This window comes from Yersinia aldovae 670-83 (assembly GCF_000834395.1).
Taxonomy (GTDB): domain Bacteria; phylum Pseudomonadota; class Gammaproteobacteria; order Enterobacterales; family Enterobacteriaceae; genus Yersinia; species Yersinia aldovae.
Genome location: NZ_CP009781.1, coordinates 906994 through 922956, shown reverse-complemented (window position 1 = coordinate 922956; position 15963 = coordinate 906994). Strand labels below are relative to the sequence as shown.

Here is a 15963-nt window from a genome sequence, read left to right as displayed (position 1 = left end):
CAGGCAGTTTTTTGTTTAACGGGAAAGCAAAATGTCGAAATTTGCAATGGTATTTCCAGGTCAGGGATCTCAATCTCTGGGTATGCTGGCTGATTTGGCCGCACAATTTCCGATAGTTGAAGCGACCTTCAGTGAAGCGTCGTCTGTTCTGGGTTATGACCTTTGGCAGTTGGTCCAACAAGGCCCGGCAGAAGAACTGAACAAAACCTGGCAGACGCAGCCGGCGCTGCTCACGGCTTCCGTGGCTATTTGGCGCGTCTGGCAGCACCAAGGTGGTAAACCGCCTGCGCTGATGGCAGGCCATAGCTTGGGTGAATACTCAGCGCTGGTGTGTGCTGGTGTGCTAGATTTCAAACAGGCGGTTAGCTTGGTTGAATTGCGCGGCAAGCTGATGCAAGAAGCGGTTCCTGAAGGTACTGGTGCGATGTACGCGATTATTGGTCTGGATAACGATGCCATTGCTAAAGCCTGTGAAGCATCAGCCCAAGGTCAGGTTGTCTCGCCGGTAAACTTTAACTCACCAGGTCAGGTGGTTATTGCGGGCAACAAAGAGGCAGTAGAACGCGCAGGTGCTGCTTGTAAAGCCGCCGGTGCCAAACGTGCCTTGCCATTGCCGGTCAGTGTGCCCTCCCATTGTGCGTTGATGAAACCTGCAGCGGATAGACTGGCTGAAGCGTTGGAAAACATTGAATTCCAGGCACCTGTCTTCCCAGTGGTAAACAATGTGGATGTGAAAGCTGAAGTCTCACCAGAGGCTATCCGTAGCGCGTTGGTGCGTCAGCTCTATAACCCGGTACGTTGGACTGAAAGTGTTGAATTCATCGCAGCAGAAGGTGTTGAGCTGCTGCTAGAAGTAGGGCCAGGTAAGGTCTTGACGGGTTTGACCAAGCGTATCGTCGATACTCTGGTTGCAGCACCGGTAAACGATGTTGCTACACTGACCAGTGCGCTTGAAAACGAAGAAAGAGGGTAACATGAGCTTCGAAGGACAAATTGCGCTGGTAACCGGCGCGAGCCGCGGTATTGGCCGTGCGATTGCAGAATTATTGGCTGAACGTGGTGCCCGTGTTATTGGTACCGCGACCAGTGAAAAGGGCGCAGAAGCCATTAGTGCCTATCTGGGTAAGAGTGGCAAAGGCTATATGTTGAACGTCGTTGACCCTGCGTCAATCGCGTCTGTATTGACAGCGATTCGTGCGGAATTTGGCGAAGTTGACATTTTAGTTAATAATGCAGGTATTACGCGTGATAACCTGCTGATGCGTATGAAGGACGAAGAGTGGCAAGATATTATTGACACTGATCTGACTTCCGTATTCCGTCTGTCAAAAGCGGTAATGCGCGCTATGATGAAAAAGCGGTTTGGGCGTATCATTACCATCGGTTCTGTAGTTGGGACTATGGGCAATGCAGGGCAGGTTAACTACGCGGCAGCTAAAGCGGGTCTGATCGGTTTTAGCAAGTCTTTGGCGCGTGAGGTGGCTTCACGTGGCATTACTGTCAACGTTGTGGCACCTGGCTTTATTGAGACGGACATGACGACGGCGTTGACAGATGAACATCGCGCAGGCATTTTAGCCCAAGTACCAGCTAACCGGCTTGGGCAGGCTAAAGAAATCGCCAGTGCTGTTGCATTTTTAGCCTCTGACGAGGCCAGCTATATTTCTGGTGAAACGTTACATGTCAATGGCGGCATGTATATGATTTAAAAATCACGAAAGTATTTGCATTATTTGAGGTGAAAACCGCAAAATAGCGTAAAATCGTGGTTTGACCAGCCGAGATTTAGTTGCATCTTTTTCAACATTTTATACACTACGAAAACCATCGCGAAAGCGAGTTTTGATAGGAAATTTAAGAGTATGAGCACTATCGAAGAACGCGTTAAGAAAATCATCGTTGAACAACTGGGTGTTAAAGAAGACGAAGTGAAGAACAGCGCTTCTTTCGTTGAAGATCTTGGCGCGGATTCTCTGGACACCGTTGAGCTGGTAATGGCTCTGGAAGAAGAGTTTGACACTGAGATTCCAGACGAAGAAGCAGAAAAAATCACTACTGTTCAGGCAGCTATTGATTTTATCAACGCTAACCAGCAGTAAGCGAACATGCTTTAAGTTTAGATAGTTAGGCGGTCACTCGACCGCCTAAGTTTTTTTTGTCCTAGTGTTATTTTTCCTTCCCTGGAGGACAACCGTGTCTAAGCGTCGAGTTGTTGTGACGGGACTGGGCATGTTGTCTCCTGTCGGTAATACAGTCGAATCCACATGGAAAGCTGTTCTTGCCGGGCAGAGTGGCATCAGCCTGATCAACCATTTTGATACTAGTGCCTATGCAACGCGATTTGCTGGCGTAGTAAAAGATTTTAATTGTGAAGATTACATTTCGCGTAAAGATGCACGCAAGATGGACGCTTTCATACAGTACGGTATTGTTGCTGGCATACAAGCCATGCACGATTCAGGGCTTGAAATAACTGAAGCCAATGCTCCTCGTATCGGTGCCGCGATTGGTTCTGGTATTGGTGGGTTGGGTCTGATTGAAGAGAACCACAGCGCACTGATGAATGGTGGGCCGCGTAAAATTAGCCCATTCTTTGTGCCTTCAACCATTGTTAACATGATTGCCGGCCATCTGACCATTATGTTCGGTATGCGTGGGCCAAGCATCTCTATCGCGACGGCTTGTACTTCTGGTGTGCATAACATCGGTCAGGCAGCACGTATCATTGCTTACAATGATGCTGACGTCATGCTGGCTGGTGGCGCTGAAAAAGCCAGTACCCCATTGGGTGTCGGTGGTTTTGGTGCCGCTCGTGCATTATCTACTCGCAACGATAAGCCAGAGGCTGCAAGTCGCCCGTGGGATAAAGACCGTGATGGTTTCGTGCTGGGTGATGGTGCAGGCATGATGGTACTGGAAGAGTACGAACACGCGAAGAAACGTGGTGCAAAAATCTACGCAGAAGTTGTGGGTTTTGGTATGAGCAGCGATGCTTATCATATGACCTCTCCACCAGAAGATGGTGCAGGCGCAGCTTTGGCAATGGTGAATGCATTACGTGATGCGGGTGTGAGCACCTCTCAAATCGGTTATATCAATGCCCACGGCACGTCAACGCCTGCTGGCGATAAAGCTGAAACGCAGGCCGTTAAGTCTGTATTTGGTGAAAACACCAAAGTGATGGTTAGTTCCACCAAATCCATGACTGGGCACTTGTTAGGTGCAGCAGGTGCAGTTGAGTCGATCTTCACTGTGCTGGCTCTGCGTGATCAAGCCATCCCACCAACCATTAATCTGGATAACCCAGATGCAGGTTGTGATTTGGATTTTGTTCCGCATGAAGCCCGTCAGACGAAAGGCATGGAATACACTTTGTGTAACTCCTTCGGTTTCGGCGGCACTAACGGTTCTTTGGTATTCCGCAAGGTATAATCATTGCTGTTGGCGTCCTGCTATTGAAAAGGCCCGTTCTTCGGGTCTTTTTTTAATCTAATTGCACCTCACGCATAAAATCCCGCTATAACGGCCCCGGTTACTGATAAATCAGACGATATCCATTGCCTGCCTAACGGCTAAAATCTGATACTGTCAGGGCATTTTTGTCTGTAGAGTCATTATATGCATGACAACGGTCTGTCTGATAGACGAAACCCATCTGATTTAAAGAGAATCTGAATGTTTTGGATTAATGGCGTAGAGCAAAGTTTGATATCGGTTTCAGACCGTTCGGTGCAGTTTGGTGATGGCTGTTTTACAACCGCTCGGATATATAACGGTCAAATAGTCTGGCTTGATCAGCATATACAGCGCTTGCAGCGCGCGACTGAACGTCTTCTTATGCCACCCGTGAACTGGACCGTATTAAGAACAGAAATGCTTAATGCGGCACAACAGACTGAAAATGCGGTGCTGAAAGTGATAATCAGCCGTGGCAGTGGTGGGCGAGGTTACAGCGGTACAGCCTGCCAGCATCCGACTCGTATTATTTATCTGAGTGATTACCCAGCTCATTATCATAGCTGGCGGGAGATAGGTGTCTCATTGGCACTTAGCCCGATACCGTTGGCGCGTAGCCCGTTGCTGGCGGGGGTTAAGCACTTAAATCGGTTGGAACAAGTACTGATTCGCACACATCTTGAGCAGACAACCGCTGAAGAGGCGCTGGTGCTTGACACTAACGGTATGCTGGTAGAATGCTGTGCGGCTAATTTATTCTGGCGCAAAGGGGAGCGCGTCTATACGCCAGACCTCAGTCAGTCGGGCGTTGATGGTATTATGCGCCAGCGAATTATGACCTTTTTGGCCGCACAGGGAACCCCTGTCAACATTGTTTCGCAGCCCTTAGAAACACTGGCTGATGCGGATGAAGTCATGGTCTGCAATGCGTTGATGCCCCTGCTGCCGGTAAATCGTGCCGACCAATGGGCCTACAGTTCACGGCGGTTGTTTGAGTCTCTGAGTCTAGTATTGCTGTGATGTTTAAGTGATGCGGGTTAAAATAATCCACTGTTATATATCATTATTATATTTAATTTAAAGATGGCTGCCCGATGAAAATAAAAAGCACCAGAACATTAATCCTGTTTGTTGCCGCCTGTTTGGGGTTACTGCTGCTGGGTTATCAGAAAGTTCAAGATTTTGCCGATCAGCCATTGGCTATCCAGCAAGAGACTATTTTTACCCTTCCTGCGGGCACCGGGCGGGTTGCACTGGAGAATTTGCTACAACGTGATGGCCTAATTAAAAATACCCGTTTATTCCCCTGGTTGTTGCGCATTGAACCAGAGTTAGCCAAGTTTAAAGCTGGGACCTATCGTTTTCTGCCTGGAATGACGGTACGGCAAATGCTGGAGCTGCTCGCCAGTGGCAAAGAAGCACAATTCACGGTGCGTTTTATTGAAGGAAAGCGGCTACGTGATTGGATGGATGAATTACAACAATCAAAATATATAAAGCATGTATTGGACGGAAAGAGTGATGCCGAAATTGCGGTATTACTGGGATTAAAGGACAGCGAACATCCTGAAGGCTGGCTCTATCCTGACACCTATTCATATACTGCCGGAACCACTGATTTGACATTACTCAAACGCGCTCATTCGAAGATGGTGAAGACCGTTGATGAGATCTGGCAAGGGCGGGATCAGTCTCTGCCTTATAAAACGCCCGCTGAGTTGGTCACGATGGCCTCAATTATTGAAAAAGAAACGGCGGTCAATGAAGAGCGCACTAAAGTGGCATCGGTGTTTATCAACCGAATGCGCATTGGGATGCGGCTGCAAACTGATCCGACGGTTATCTACGGCATGGGTGATAAATATAACGGTAACATTAGCCGTAAAGACTTAGAAACGCCTACACCTTATAATACTTACGTGATTTCAGGCTTGCCGCCAACGCCGATTGCCATGCCGGGCCTGGCATCGTTGACGGCGGCTGCGCATCCGGCCAAAACGCCTTACCTCTATTTTGTGGCGGACGGTAAAGGCGGGCATACATTCACCACCAATTTAGCCAGTCATAACCAAGCGGTGCGCGTTTATCGCCAGTCGCTAAAGGATAAGAATGAACAGTAAATTTATCGTTATTGAAGGGCTTGAAGGGGCAGGAAAAACCACCGCCAGAGATACCGTGGTTGCCACATTGCGCGCTCAAGGGATTAACGATATCGTCTTTACCCGCGAACCGGGAGGCACGCCACTGGCAGAAAAACTGCGTGACTTGATCAAACAGGGCATTGATGGTGAGGTTCTGACCGACAAAGCCGAAGTGCTGATGCTCTACGCCGCTCGTGTGCAATTGGTTGAAAATGTAATCAAACCTGCACTGGCGCGTGGCAGTTGGGTGGTTGGCGATCGCCATGATTTGTCCTCACAAGCCTATCAGGGCGGTGGGCGTGGCATTGACAGCCAATTGATGGCGTCGCTGCGTGACACGGTATTAGGGGCTTTCCGCCCTGATCTGACCTTATATCTTGATTTGCCGCCAGTCATTGGGCTGGAACGTGCCCGCGCACGCGGTGAGTTGGATCGCATCGAGCAAGAGTCGTTGGCGTTCTTTGAACGCACCAGAGCACGCTACCTTGAACTGGCCGCCGCCGATGCCAGCATTAAAACCATTGATGCTTCTGTACCGCTTGAACAGGTGAGTGCCGCTATCAGCCAGGTACTGCAACACTGGTTGGCAACGCAGGACGTGGTGTAATGAAGTGGTATCCGTGGCTTACAGTTCCTTATCGTCAGTGGGTGGGGCAGCATACCGCCGGGCGCGGGCACCACGCATTATTACTGCACTCCTTGCCTGGCAATGGTGAGGAAGCGCTGATTTACGGTCTGAGCCGCTGGCTGATGTGCCGACAGCGGCAAGGTGAGAAAAGCTGCGGTGAATGCCATAGCTGCCGTCTGATGCTGGCGGGCAACCACCCAGATTGGTACGTGCTGTCGCCGGAGAAGGGCAAAAACAGTATTGGTGTCGAACTGGTGCGCCAGCAGATAGAAAAACTCTATTCCCATGCGCAACAAGGCGGGGCTAAAGTGGTGTGGTTACCCCATGCCGAATTACTGACTGATGCTGCTGCGAATGCGTTGTTGAAAACACTGGAAGAGCCACCGGAAAAAACCTATTTCTTGCTCGATTGCCATCAGCCGGCCAGCTTGTTAGCCACCCTGCGCAGCCGTTGTTTCTATTGGCATCTGGCTTGCCCTGATACGGCGACCAGTTTGCAATGGTTAAATCGGCAATTGACGGCAGAGCCAGTTGCAATGCTGACTGCGCTTAAATTGAGTGAGGGAGCACCGCTGGCGGCAGAGCGCTTGTTGCAACCTGAGCGGTGGAGTCTGCGTTCTGCGCTGTGTGCTGCATTGGGTGCCGCACTCAGCAGTATGGACTTACTCTCAATGATGGCACAATTGAACCACGATGACGCCACCGAGCGCCTGCAATGGGTCGCTTCATTACTGCTGGACGCATTGAAGTGGCAGCAGGGCGCGGGTGAGTTTATGGTTAATCAGGATCAATTGCTGTTGGTGCAACAATTAGCACAAGTGGCCACTCCTCCCGTGTTGCTCCACTCAACGAAACAACTGGCTAAGTGTCATCACCAATTATTATCGGTGGTCGGTGTTAACCGCGAATTGTTACTCACCGAGTTTTTACTCAGCTGGGAAACCGCGCTGTCCACGGGCACTTATTCCACGTCACCTTGATTAAATACTCAAAGTAGAAGAGTTTAATATTATGTTGTTAGTCGATTCACACTGCCATCTCGATAGCCTTGATTACCAGACGTTACACAGTAGCGTTGATGATGTATTAGCCAAAGCCAATGCGCGGGATGTGGGTTTTGTACTGGCCGTTGCCACCACCTTGCCGGGTTTTACCGCGATGACGGCACTTATTGGCGAGCGGAAAAATGTCGCGTTCTCCTGTGGCGTGCATCCACTCAATCTTGACGGCGGTTATGATTTTCAGCAGCTCAGGGCGCTTGCGGCAGCGGATAAGGTGGTTGCGCTAGGGGAAACCGGGCTGGATTACTTTTATCAGCAAGACAATATTCCGCTGCAACAAGCCTCTTTCCGTGAACATATTCGTATTGGCCGCGAATTAAATAAACCGGTCATTGTACACACTCGCGATGCTCGCGAAGACACACTTGCCATCTTGCATGAAGAACAGGCCCAAGAGTGTGGCGGGGTTTTACATTGCTTTACAGAAGACAAAGCCACGGCTGGAACACTGTTGGATCTCGGTTTTTACATCTCGTTCTCAGGAATTCTCACCTTTCGTAACGCCGACCAACTGCGTGAAGTCGCTCGCTATGTGCCATTGGACCGGCTGTTGGTCGAAACCGATTCGCCTTATCTGGCACCGGTTCCGCACCGTGGTAAAGAGAACCAACCAGCCTATGTGCGTGATGTTGCAGAATATATGGCAGTACTGAAGGGGATCAGCCTTGAATCCTTAGCCCAAGCCACCACAGACAACTTCTGCCGGTTATTTCATCTGGACTCTGCGCGGCTGACCAGTGGAACGCCCCAACTTCCTTAATAATACTTTTTTTTAAGCTCGTAATTAATCGTCGAAACGAGTAATGTTCTCACCCAATTTAGTGGGTGAGGGCAGCTCTCATTGACGTTTTTTTACAAAAAATGCGCGATTTTAAGCAAATTAAGCGCTTTCTTGAAAGAAACGTGATTGCCATCAAACATTAAGCAGGCTATTTATTTTACTCTTCGTAAAAATTAAAAGGGTGCTTTAGATACCCTTATTCGCAAAGGCTTACTCCCCCCTTTGTAACGCCAATAACGCGAAAATTAAGAACGCGAGAAACAGCTGAAAAGCACCATTACTCAGGAGCACACTCAACTATGTTTAAGAACGCATTTGCAAACCTGCAAAAGGTAGGTAAATCGCTAATGCTACCGGTATCCGTCTTACCCATCGCAGGTATTCTGCTGGGTGTCGGTTCCGCGAATTTTAGCTGGCTACCTTTGGTAGTCTCTCACGTAATGGCAGAGGCAGGCGGTTCCGTTTTTGCCAACATGCCGTTGATCTTTGCTATTGGCGTCGCGCTCGGCTTTACCAATAACGACGGTGTATCCGCGTTGGCGGCCGTTGTGGCTTACGGCATCATGGTGAAAACCATGGCGGTGGTCGCACCACTGGTCTTGCGTTTGCCAGCAGAAGAAATTGCTGCCAAGCATTTAGCCGATACCGGGGTGCTGGGCGGGATCATTGCAGGCGCAATAGCCGCCTACATGTTTAACCGCTTTTACCGTATTCAATTACCTGAATATCTGGGCTTCTTTGCGGGTAAACGCTTCGTTCCGATCATCTCTGGTTTCACAGCGATCTTCTTGGGCGTGCTGCTGTCCTTCGTGTGGCCACCCATCGGTACCGCAATCCAGACCTTCTCTCAGTGGGCTGCGTATCAGAACTCCGTCGTTGCCTTCGGTATCTACGGCGTGGTAGAGCGTTCGCTGGTTCCATTTGGTTTGCACCATATCTGGAACGTACCATTCCAAATGCAAATTGGTGAATACACCAACGCAGCGGGTCAAGTATTCCACGGTGACATTCCTCGTTACATGGCAGGTGACCCAACTGCGGGTAAACTGTCTGGTGGCTTCTTGTTCAAAATGTACGGCCTGCCAGCGGCAGCGATTGCCATTTGGCATTCAGCCAAGCCGGAAAACCGTGCCAAAGTGGGCGGGATCATGATCTCCGCAGCACTGACCTCATTCCTGACCGGCATCACCGAGCCAATCGAATTCTCCTTCATGTTCGTGGCACCCATTTTGTATGTTATCCATGCAATTCTGGCCGGTCTGGCGTTCCCAATCTGTATCTTGCTTGGGATGCGTGACGGTACCAGCTTCTCACACGGTTTGATTGACTTCATCGTACTGAGCGGCAACAGCAGCCGTATCTGGCTGTTCCCGCTGGTGGGTATCTGCTACGGTCTGGTGTACTACACCATCTTCCGTGTGCTGATTACTAAACTGGATCTGAAAACTCCGGGTCGTGAAGACTCTTCTACTGAACAAACTGCACAGAGCGGCACTGAAATGTCAGCAGCACTGGTCGCAGCCTTTGGCGGTAAAGAAAATATCACTAACCTGGACGCGTGTATCACTCGTCTGCGTGTCAGCGTGGCGGATATTGCCAAGGTTGACCAGGCGGGTCTGAAGAAACTGGGTGCTGCTGGCGTCGTGGTCGCAGGCTCAGGTGTTCAGGCTATCTTCGGAACGAAATCTGATAACCTGAAAACGGATATGGACGAGTATATCCGTAACCATTAATTCAGGCATGGGGAGTACCAAGGGGAGGCGAAAGCCTCCCTTTTTTTGGGTATTTTATGAGGTGTTCATACTACTTCTCGCAATCGCGCCCGAGCTGTTACGGATCTCTCTACCGTTGTGTTGGGTATTTCTACACCATTCACTGCGGAAAATGTTTAATCAGGTTGAAACGAATAGAAATTGTCGCTCATACTGCGTCTTCTCTATTTTACGATGACAAAGGAAATGCGTTATGGCCGAAGAAACGATTTTCAGCAAAATTATACGCCGTGAAATCCCTGCCGATGTGGTTTATCAGGATGAACTGGTGACCGCGTTTCGAGATATCGCCCCACAGGCACCGACCCATATCTTAATCATTCCCAATATTCTTATTCCAACCGTGAATGATGTCACGGCAGAACATGAAGCAACGCTTGGCCGTATGATAACTGTGGCGGCTAAACTTGCCGAGCAGGAAGGGATTGCCGAAGATGGCTACCGCCTGATAATTAACTGTAACAAGCACGCAGGGCAGGTGGTCTATCATATCCATATGCATTTGGTCGGTGGCCGCGACTTAGGTGCCTTGTTGTCACATAAATAATTGACTAATAACTGAGGTAAGCCTATGCGCCGTCTTAAGGCGTTTTTATTACCGCTGATGACGTTCGCTTGCATCGCGACGTTGCTAGGGTGCGGCAGCCCGAAAGGGATTGCGGTCAATAAACGACAAACCGTGGTGATGGATTCATCGGTACTGACTGCGGGTATTTTGGCTTCCCAACCCGCCATATCAACATCTTCAGGTAATAACGTGGCACGTTCGGTTGTGAGTAACAGCCAGCATAAATCGATAAAAATATACTATCGTTTTTACTGGTATGACGCGCAAGGACTGGATGTACCGCCACTGGAAGCACCGCGCTCGGTGATTATTGCACCGGGTGATGATGTGGATATTCAGTCAGTTAACAATAGTTTCAATGCGCGCAGCGCGCGTGTTCATCTATTCCTATAACCGCATATATTTTATACCCAAAGTCATTGGCGTTGCAGGTGGGCAGCAAGCGAACCCCGTGCGGCTGCAAGGATAAAGGGATATTGGAGTGGGACAATGAAAAGGTATTTATCTGTGGCGCTGGTTGCACTGGTGCTAACCGGCTGTCTTTCGCGGGCACCGGTTGAGCCAACCGAGCCGCCAGCGACCATTGAACCGGTAACTCCACCGGTCATTGAGACGCCACCGCCGGTCGATACAGTGCCGCAGCCGCCGAAAGTGCAATCAATCGACTGGGCCGCCAGCGTTGAGCCGTTAGTGGCTCAGATGGTGAACAGCAAGGATGTGGCGATGGGCAGCATCCTGCTGCTCGACAGTGTTAAAAATAACACCAATGGCGCGCTGCAAACGGCGAAAGCGACAGCAGCACTGCATCAGGTGCTGTCATCTAATAAAAAGTTTGTCTTAATTTCACCGCAGCAATTGGCGGTGGCTAAACAAACACTTGGCTTATCCGAAGAAGACAGCCTGGGTTCACGTAGCAAAGCGATTGGGCTGGCACGTTATGTCAGCGCGCAATATGTGTTGTACAGCGATGTGAGCGGCGATGTGAAATCACCCACTATTGAGATGCAATTGATGCAGGCTCAAAGTGGTGAAATCATCTGGTCAGGCAATGGCCCTGTCCAGCGCTGATCTCTCGCTTCATGCGCTAATAGCGTGTATCAACCCGGCGGCGAAAACCGTGGGTTGTCACATTAGCCCGGTATCAGGTTTGACGGGGGAAAGTTGGCGTATTACGGCGGCGAATATCGACTGGCTGGCCCGTGAGCAATCAGCGCAAAAAAGTCAGTTGGGTGTTAACCGCCGTCGTGAACGCAAACTGCTGCACCATGTGGCACCGTCTCATCTATCACCGGTTGTCATGGGTGCTAACCGGCAATGGTTGGTCGTCAATTGGCTCGAAGGTGACGTTGTCACTGGTGCGCAATTTATTGATTTATTGAATAATGGTGAGTTGGCACAACTGCTTTCTTGTTTGCACCGTCTGCCCGCCAGTGGTTATCGCCTCGATTTACATGCTCAGTTAATTCGTTATGCGCGGTTGATTGATCCCAAACGTCGTTCGCCAGATTGGTTGCGGCTACAGCGTGGTTTTATCCGCACAGCACAGCCGCAAGCATTGAAACTGGCGCCGTTACATATGGATATTCACCCCGGCAATCTGTTAACGACGGCCGATGGACTGAAGCTTATTGACTGGGAGTATGCCGCTGACGGTGATATTGCACTGGATATTGCGGCGCTGTTTTGTGGTAATAATTGGTCAGTGGCTCGGCAACAGGTGTTTTTACAGCACTATTGCCGCAGTGAGCACGGTTATCATGACATTGAACGTTTATCCCGCCAGATACAACGCTGGCTGCCGTGGGTTAATTATCTGATGTTGATGTGGTTTGAAGTGCGCTGGCAGCAAACTAATGATGAGACATTCTTGCAATGGGCAGCGCCGCTGCGTCAGCGGTTTAATTTATCGTTTTAAAATGAGGTTGTCGTGGGTCCAGTAATGTTAGATGTTGCCAGCTATGAGCTGGATGCTGAAGAACGTGAGATTTTAAAACACCCGCTGGTGGGTGGCCTGATTTTATTTAGCCGAAACTTTCATGACGCAGACCAACTGCGCGAGTTAGTGCGCCAAATTCGTGCGGCATCCCATGCGCGTTTGGTGGTGGCGGTGGATCAAGAAGGGGGCCGGGTGCAGCGTTTTCGCGACGGGTTTACTCGCCTGCCTGCTGCGCAGTCTTTTGCTGCAATCAATGATACGGTCACGGCGGCAAAATTAGCCGAAGATGCTGGTTGGCTGATGGCGGCTGAAATGATGGCAATGGATATTGATATCAGCTTCGCACCGGTATTGGACATTGGCCACGTCAGCGCTGCCATCGGTGAGCGTTCATTCCACAGCGACCCACAGCAGGCACTGGTCATGGCTGAATGCTTTATCCGTGGGATGCACAGTGCGGGCATGAAAACCACCGGTAAGCACTTCCCCGGCCACGGCGCTGTGACGGCGGATTCACATAAAGAGACACCGCGTGACAATCGGCCACTGGCAGAAATCCGTACTCATGATATGGTTATATTTCGTGAATTGATCCAGCGGCGGTTACTGGACGCCATCATGCCAGCCCATGTGATTTATACTGAAGCTGATGCGCGCCCGGCCAGTGGTTCGGCGTATTGGTTACAGAAAATATTGCGTCAGGAGCTGGGTTTTGATGGCATTATTTTCTCAGATGACTTGTCGATGGAAGGTGCGGCGATTATGGGCAGTTATGCTGAACGCGGCCAGGCTTCTCTGGATGCGGGCTGCGATATGATTTTGGTGTGTAATAACCGTCAAGGCGCGGTTAGCGTGCTGGATAACCTGTCACCGGTCAAAGCAGACAAACTGACACGCTTGTATCATTGTGGGCAGTTCAATCGTCAGGAGCTGATGGCATCATCACGCTGGCAGCAGGCAAATACAGCATTATCTGCACTCAGCGAACGTTGGGATGTGCATAAGAGCTTATTGAGATAAGTCATATACTCTACCTAATTCGGGTTGCAGCGCTGGGCGGAGAATGAAGTGCAGCCAACGCCCATGCAGCTTGAAACATGACGAGTATCAGTCGCGAGGATAAATATGATCGTCTATCTACATGGTTTTGATTCCAATAGCCCTGGCAATCACGAGAAAGTCATGCAGTTGCAATTCATCGATCCGGATGTCCGTTTTATCAGCTACAGCACCTTACATCCGCGTCATGATATGCAGCATTTGCTGAAAGAGGTAGATAAAGCCATCCAACAGGGCGGTGATGCTAACTCATTGATCTGCGGTGTTGGTTTGGGCGGTTTCTGGGCGGAACGTATCGGTTTTCTGTGCGGTATTCGTCAGGTTGCATTTAACCCCAACCTGTATCCGCAGGAAAATATGAGCGGCAAAATTGATCGCCCGGAAGAGTACAATGATATTGCCAGCAAGTGCATTGATGGCTTTCGTGAGAAGAATCGCGATCGCTGCCTGGTGGTGCTCTCCCGCAATGATGAGGTGCTCGATAGTCAACGCGCTGCCGATGATTTACATCGCTACTATGAAATTGTTTGGGATGAGAACCAAGGTCATAAGTTTAAGGATCTTTCACCGCATCTACAGCGGATAAAAGCCTTTAAAACGCGGGATTAAATGCGTCTCATTGTTAATGAATTGTTGGTTTACGCTTTTGATCTCGCGTCATTTGCGGCCTGAGAAAAATACTTTTTGTGCTTTTTTTAGGCCGTTTTTATCGCTAAAAAACCCAAAATTCAAATTTACCTCCCCGCAGATAAAAAAAACCTAAACTGTGACTAAATGCTAACTATTTGAATCCTATTCCAGAAAAAATCCCTATGCTGGCTCTTTAATCAAAAAAAGTTGATATATATCAATTTTGGTATGACCAAATAACCCTGCGTGATATTCTGACAACAGATTATTGATTTAGCATCAGCGAACCCTATGTTATCTAAGGATATTATTCTTTTACCCTTAGCTAACAATTGGTTCACATTTAGGGGGTTGTTTTGACTACGCCGAAGAAAAAAATCGTTATTATTGGTGGGGGAGCCGGTGGTCTTGAACTGGCAACCAGTCTGGGTCACAAATTGGGTCGCCACAAAAAAGCCGAGATAGTATTGGTCGATCGCAACCATAGCCATTTATGGAAACCGCTGCTACATGAAGTTGCAACGGGTTCTCTGGATGATGGTGTGGATGCGCTGAGCTATCTGGCCCATGCCCGTAATCACTCTTTTAATTTCCAACTGGGTTCCTTAACTGACATCAATCGTGACACTAAAACCCTCAGTCTGGCTGAAATTTGCGACGAACACGGTGATGTGCTGCTTACTCAGCGTGAGTTGACCTATGACATTCTGGTCATGGCGCTGGGCAGCACCTCTAACGATTTCGGTACTCCGGGCGTAAAAGATCACTGTATCTTCCTGGATAACCCACACCAGGCACACCGTTTCCACAACGAAATGCTAAACCTGTTCCTGAAATATTCCGCACAGCCAGGCAAGAAGGGCAAGGTTAATATTGCTATCGTGGGCGGTGGGGCAACGGGTGTGGAGTTGTCAGCCGAGCTGCATAACGCGGTGAAGCAACTGCACAGCTACGGTTATGGTGGGTTAGATAATCAAGCGCTGAATGTCACGTTGGTCGAAGCGGGTGAACGTATTCTGCCTGCGTTGCCGCCACGTATTTCTGCCGCCGCCCATCAGGAATTGATTAAGCTGGGTGTGCGTGTATTGACCAAGACTATGGTTACCAGCGCTGATGAAAATGGCCTGAATACCAAAGACGGTGAATTCATTAATGCTGACTTGATGGTATGGGCGGCGGGTATCAAGGCTCCGGACTTTATGAAAGATATCGCTGGGCTGGAAACCAACCGTATCAATCAGTTAGTGGTGGAGCCAACGCTGCAAACCACCCGTGATCCTCACATCTTTGCTATCGGTGACTGTGCCTCTTGCCCGCAGCCGAATGGCGGCTTTGTGCCACCACGCGCGCAGTCCGCGCATCAAATGGCTAGTCGCTGTTACCGCAATATTTTGGCACTGCTCAATGAGCAGCCGCTAAAACCTTATGTGTATAAAGATCACGGCTCGCTGGTATCACTGTCTAAGTTCAGTACTGTCGGCAGCTTGATGGGCAATCTGATGCGCGGTTCAATGATGGTTGAAGGGCGTGTTGCCCGCATCGTCTATATCTCGTTGTATCGTATGCACCAGGTGGCACTGCATGGTTACACCAAGACCGGCCTGATGATGCTGGTGGGTGGGATTAACCGGGTTATTCGCCCGCGTCTTAAACTCCATTAATTATCCTTTGTCCTTGGCGCTACAGCGGCGCTAGCTCACCCGAATCACTTACTTATGTAAGCTTCTCGGGAGTGACTCGCTTGCTGCTTTACTGAAACGCCAATGACTGTGGAGAATGTTTAGAGCTTTAAATATACCGCTGCCAGTTAATTATGGCGGCGGTTTTAGGCTACTTATAAAGCCAAATGAAGGCGTTGCGGTCGTCATTCCCCAGGGTGCGGTGAGTGATAAGTCGCGTTGTCATCAATCTCAAATCTGCGCACGTTTTGC

General features: G+C 49.6%; 16 protein-coding genes and 1 pseudogene. All 17 read left to right on the top strand.

Annotation, left to right across the window (positions count from 1 at the left end; all coding sequences use genetic code 11):
- Nucleotides 1-31 precede the first annotated feature (31 nt).
- The 17 genes and pseudogenes from fabD (at nt 32) to AT01_RS04290 (ending at nt 15693) form a co-directional block, all read left to right on the top strand.
- Nucleotides 32-973: an ACP S-malonyltransferase gene (gene fabD / locus AT01_RS04370; protein ID WP_042546227.1), complete on the top strand. Its 942-nt coding sequence runs from the start codon at nt 32-34 to the stop codon at nt 971-973.
- Between the two features lies 1 nt (nt 974).
- On the top strand, nt 975-1709 hold the full coding sequence (gene fabG, locus AT01_RS04365) for a 3-oxoacyl-ACP reductase FabG (protein WP_004701537.1): 735 nt from the start codon (nt 975-977) through the stop codon (nt 1707-1709).
- A gap of 153 nt (nt 1710-1862) precedes the next feature.
- Nucleotides 1863-2099: an acyl carrier protein gene (gene acpP, locus AT01_RS04360; protein ID WP_002220787.1), complete on the top strand. Its 237-nt coding sequence runs from the start codon at nt 1863-1865 to the stop codon at nt 2097-2099.
- 94 nt (nt 2100-2193) lie between these two features.
- Entirely contained in the window at nt 2194-3432 is a 1239-nt protein-coding gene (fabF, locus tag AT01_RS04355; RefSeq protein WP_071841486.1) for a beta-ketoacyl-ACP synthase II, read from the top strand.
- Nucleotides 3433-3675: 243 nt separating this feature from the next.
- Nucleotides 3676-4483, top strand: a pseudogene (gene pabC / locus AT01_RS04350) (aminodeoxychorismate lyase).
- Nucleotides 4484-4550: 67 nt separating this feature from the next.
- On the top strand, nt 4551-5576 hold the full coding sequence (gene mltG, locus AT01_RS04345; RefSeq protein WP_004701545.1) for an endolytic transglycosylase MltG: 1026 nt from the start codon (nt 4551-4553) through the stop codon (nt 5574-5576).
- Entirely contained in the window at nt 5566-6204 is a 639-nt protein-coding gene (gene tmk, locus AT01_RS04340) for a dTMP kinase (protein WP_042546225.1), read from the top strand. Before mltG ends, tmk begins: the two co-directional genes overlap by 11 nt.
- Nucleotides 6204-7205, top strand: coding sequence for a DNA polymerase III subunit delta' (holB, locus tag AT01_RS04335; RefSeq protein ID WP_004701547.1), 1002 nt, complete (start codon nt 6204-6206; stop codon nt 7203-7205). The genes tmk and holB overlap by 1 nt, the downstream gene beginning before the upstream one ends.
- Before the next feature lie 31 nt (nt 7206-7236).
- Nucleotides 7237-8046, top strand: coding sequence for a metal-dependent hydrolase (locus tag AT01_RS04330; RefSeq protein ID WP_042546224.1), 810 nt, complete (start codon nt 7237-7239; stop codon nt 8044-8046).
- Between the two features lie 320 nt (nt 8047-8366).
- Entirely contained in the window at nt 8367-9800 is a 1434-nt protein-coding gene (gene ptsG / locus AT01_RS04325; protein WP_042546223.1) for a PTS glucose transporter subunit IIBC, read from the top strand.
- Between the two features lie 232 nt (nt 9801-10032).
- The gene (gene hinT, locus AT01_RS04320; RefSeq protein WP_042546222.1) at nt 10033-10386 is read left to right on the top strand and encodes a purine nucleoside phosphoramidase; all 354 of its coding nucleotides are present in this window, start codon (nt 10033-10035) and stop codon (nt 10384-10386) included.
- A 24-nt stretch (nt 10387-10410) separates the two neighbouring features.
- A complete protein-coding gene (locus AT01_RS04315) occupies nt 10411-10800 on the top strand; it encodes a YcfL family protein (protein WP_042546221.1) in 390 nt (129 codons plus the stop codon).
- Nucleotides 10801-10896: 96 nt separating this feature from the next.
- On the top strand, nt 10897-11475 hold the full coding sequence (lpoB, locus tag AT01_RS04310; protein ID WP_042546220.1) for a penicillin-binding protein activator LpoB: 579 nt from the start codon (nt 10897-10899) through the stop codon (nt 11473-11475).
- Nucleotides 11456-12322, top strand: a complete 867-nt coding sequence (thiK, locus tag AT01_RS04305) for a thiamine kinase (RefSeq protein ID WP_167335173.1) — start codon at nt 11456-11458, stop codon at nt 12320-12322. The genes lpoB and thiK overlap by 20 nt, the downstream gene beginning before the upstream one ends.
- Before the next feature lie 24 nt (nt 12323-12346).
- Nucleotides 12347-13363 carry a beta-N-acetylhexosaminidase gene (gene nagZ, locus AT01_RS04300; RefSeq protein ID WP_186367584.1) on the top strand — a complete coding sequence of 339 codons (1017 nt, stop codon included), beginning with the start codon at nt 12347-12349 and terminating at the stop codon, nt 13361-13363.
- A gap of 105 nt (nt 13364-13468) precedes the next feature.
- On the top strand, nt 13469-14011 hold the full coding sequence (gene ycfP / locus AT01_RS04295) for an alpha/beta hydrolase YcfP (protein WP_042546218.1): 543 nt from the start codon (nt 13469-13471) through the stop codon (nt 14009-14011).
- A gap of 377 nt (nt 14012-14388) precedes the next feature.
- Nucleotides 14389-15693: an NAD(P)/FAD-dependent oxidoreductase gene (locus tag AT01_RS04290; protein WP_004701563.1), complete on the top strand. Its 1305-nt coding sequence runs from the start codon at nt 14389-14391 to the stop codon at nt 15691-15693.
- The last annotated feature ends 270 nt before the right edge of the window (nt 15694-15963 follow it).

Coding starts and splice junctions, on each gene's coding strand:
- ptsG (WP_042546223.1), top strand. CDS start 8,367: ATGTTTAAGAACGCATTTGCAAACCTGCAAAAGGTAGGTAAATCGCTA.
- tmk (WP_042546225.1), top strand. CDS start 5,566: ATGAACAGTAAATTTATCGTTATTGAAGGGCTTGAAGGGGCAGGAAAA.
- fabD (WP_042546227.1), top strand. CDS start 32: ATGTCGAAATTTGCAATGGTATTTCCAGGTCAGGGATCTCAATCTCTG.
- nagZ (WP_186367584.1), top strand. CDS start 12,347: ATGTTAGATGTTGCCAGCTATGAGCTGGATGCTGAAGAACGTGAGATT.
- fabG (WP_004701537.1), top strand. CDS start 975: ATGAGCTTCGAAGGACAAATTGCGCTGGTAACCGGCGCGAGCCGCGGT.
- AT01_RS04330 (WP_042546224.1), top strand. CDS start 7,237: ATGTTGTTAGTCGATTCACACTGCCATCTCGATAGCCTTGATTACCAG.
- holB (WP_004701547.1), top strand. CDS start 6,204: ATGAAGTGGTATCCGTGGCTTACAGTTCCTTATCGTCAGTGGGTGGGG.
- AT01_RS04315 (WP_042546221.1), top strand. CDS start 10,411: ATGCGCCGTCTTAAGGCGTTTTTATTACCGCTGATGACGTTCGCTTGC.
- acpP (WP_002220787.1), top strand. CDS start 1,863: ATGAGCACTATCGAAGAACGCGTTAAGAAAATCATCGTTGAACAACTG.
- lpoB (WP_042546220.1), top strand. CDS start 10,897: ATGAAAAGGTATTTATCTGTGGCGCTGGTTGCACTGGTGCTAACCGGC.
- hinT (WP_042546222.1), top strand. CDS start 10,033: ATGGCCGAAGAAACGATTTTCAGCAAAATTATACGCCGTGAAATCCCT.
- thiK (WP_167335173.1), top strand. CDS start 11,456: ATGGCCCTGTCCAGCGCTGATCTCTCGCTTCATGCGCTAATAGCGTGT.
- mltG (WP_004701545.1), top strand. CDS start 4,551: ATGAAAATAAAAAGCACCAGAACATTAATCCTGTTTGTTGCCGCCTGT.
- ycfP (WP_042546218.1), top strand. CDS start 13,469: ATGATCGTCTATCTACATGGTTTTGATTCCAATAGCCCTGGCAATCAC.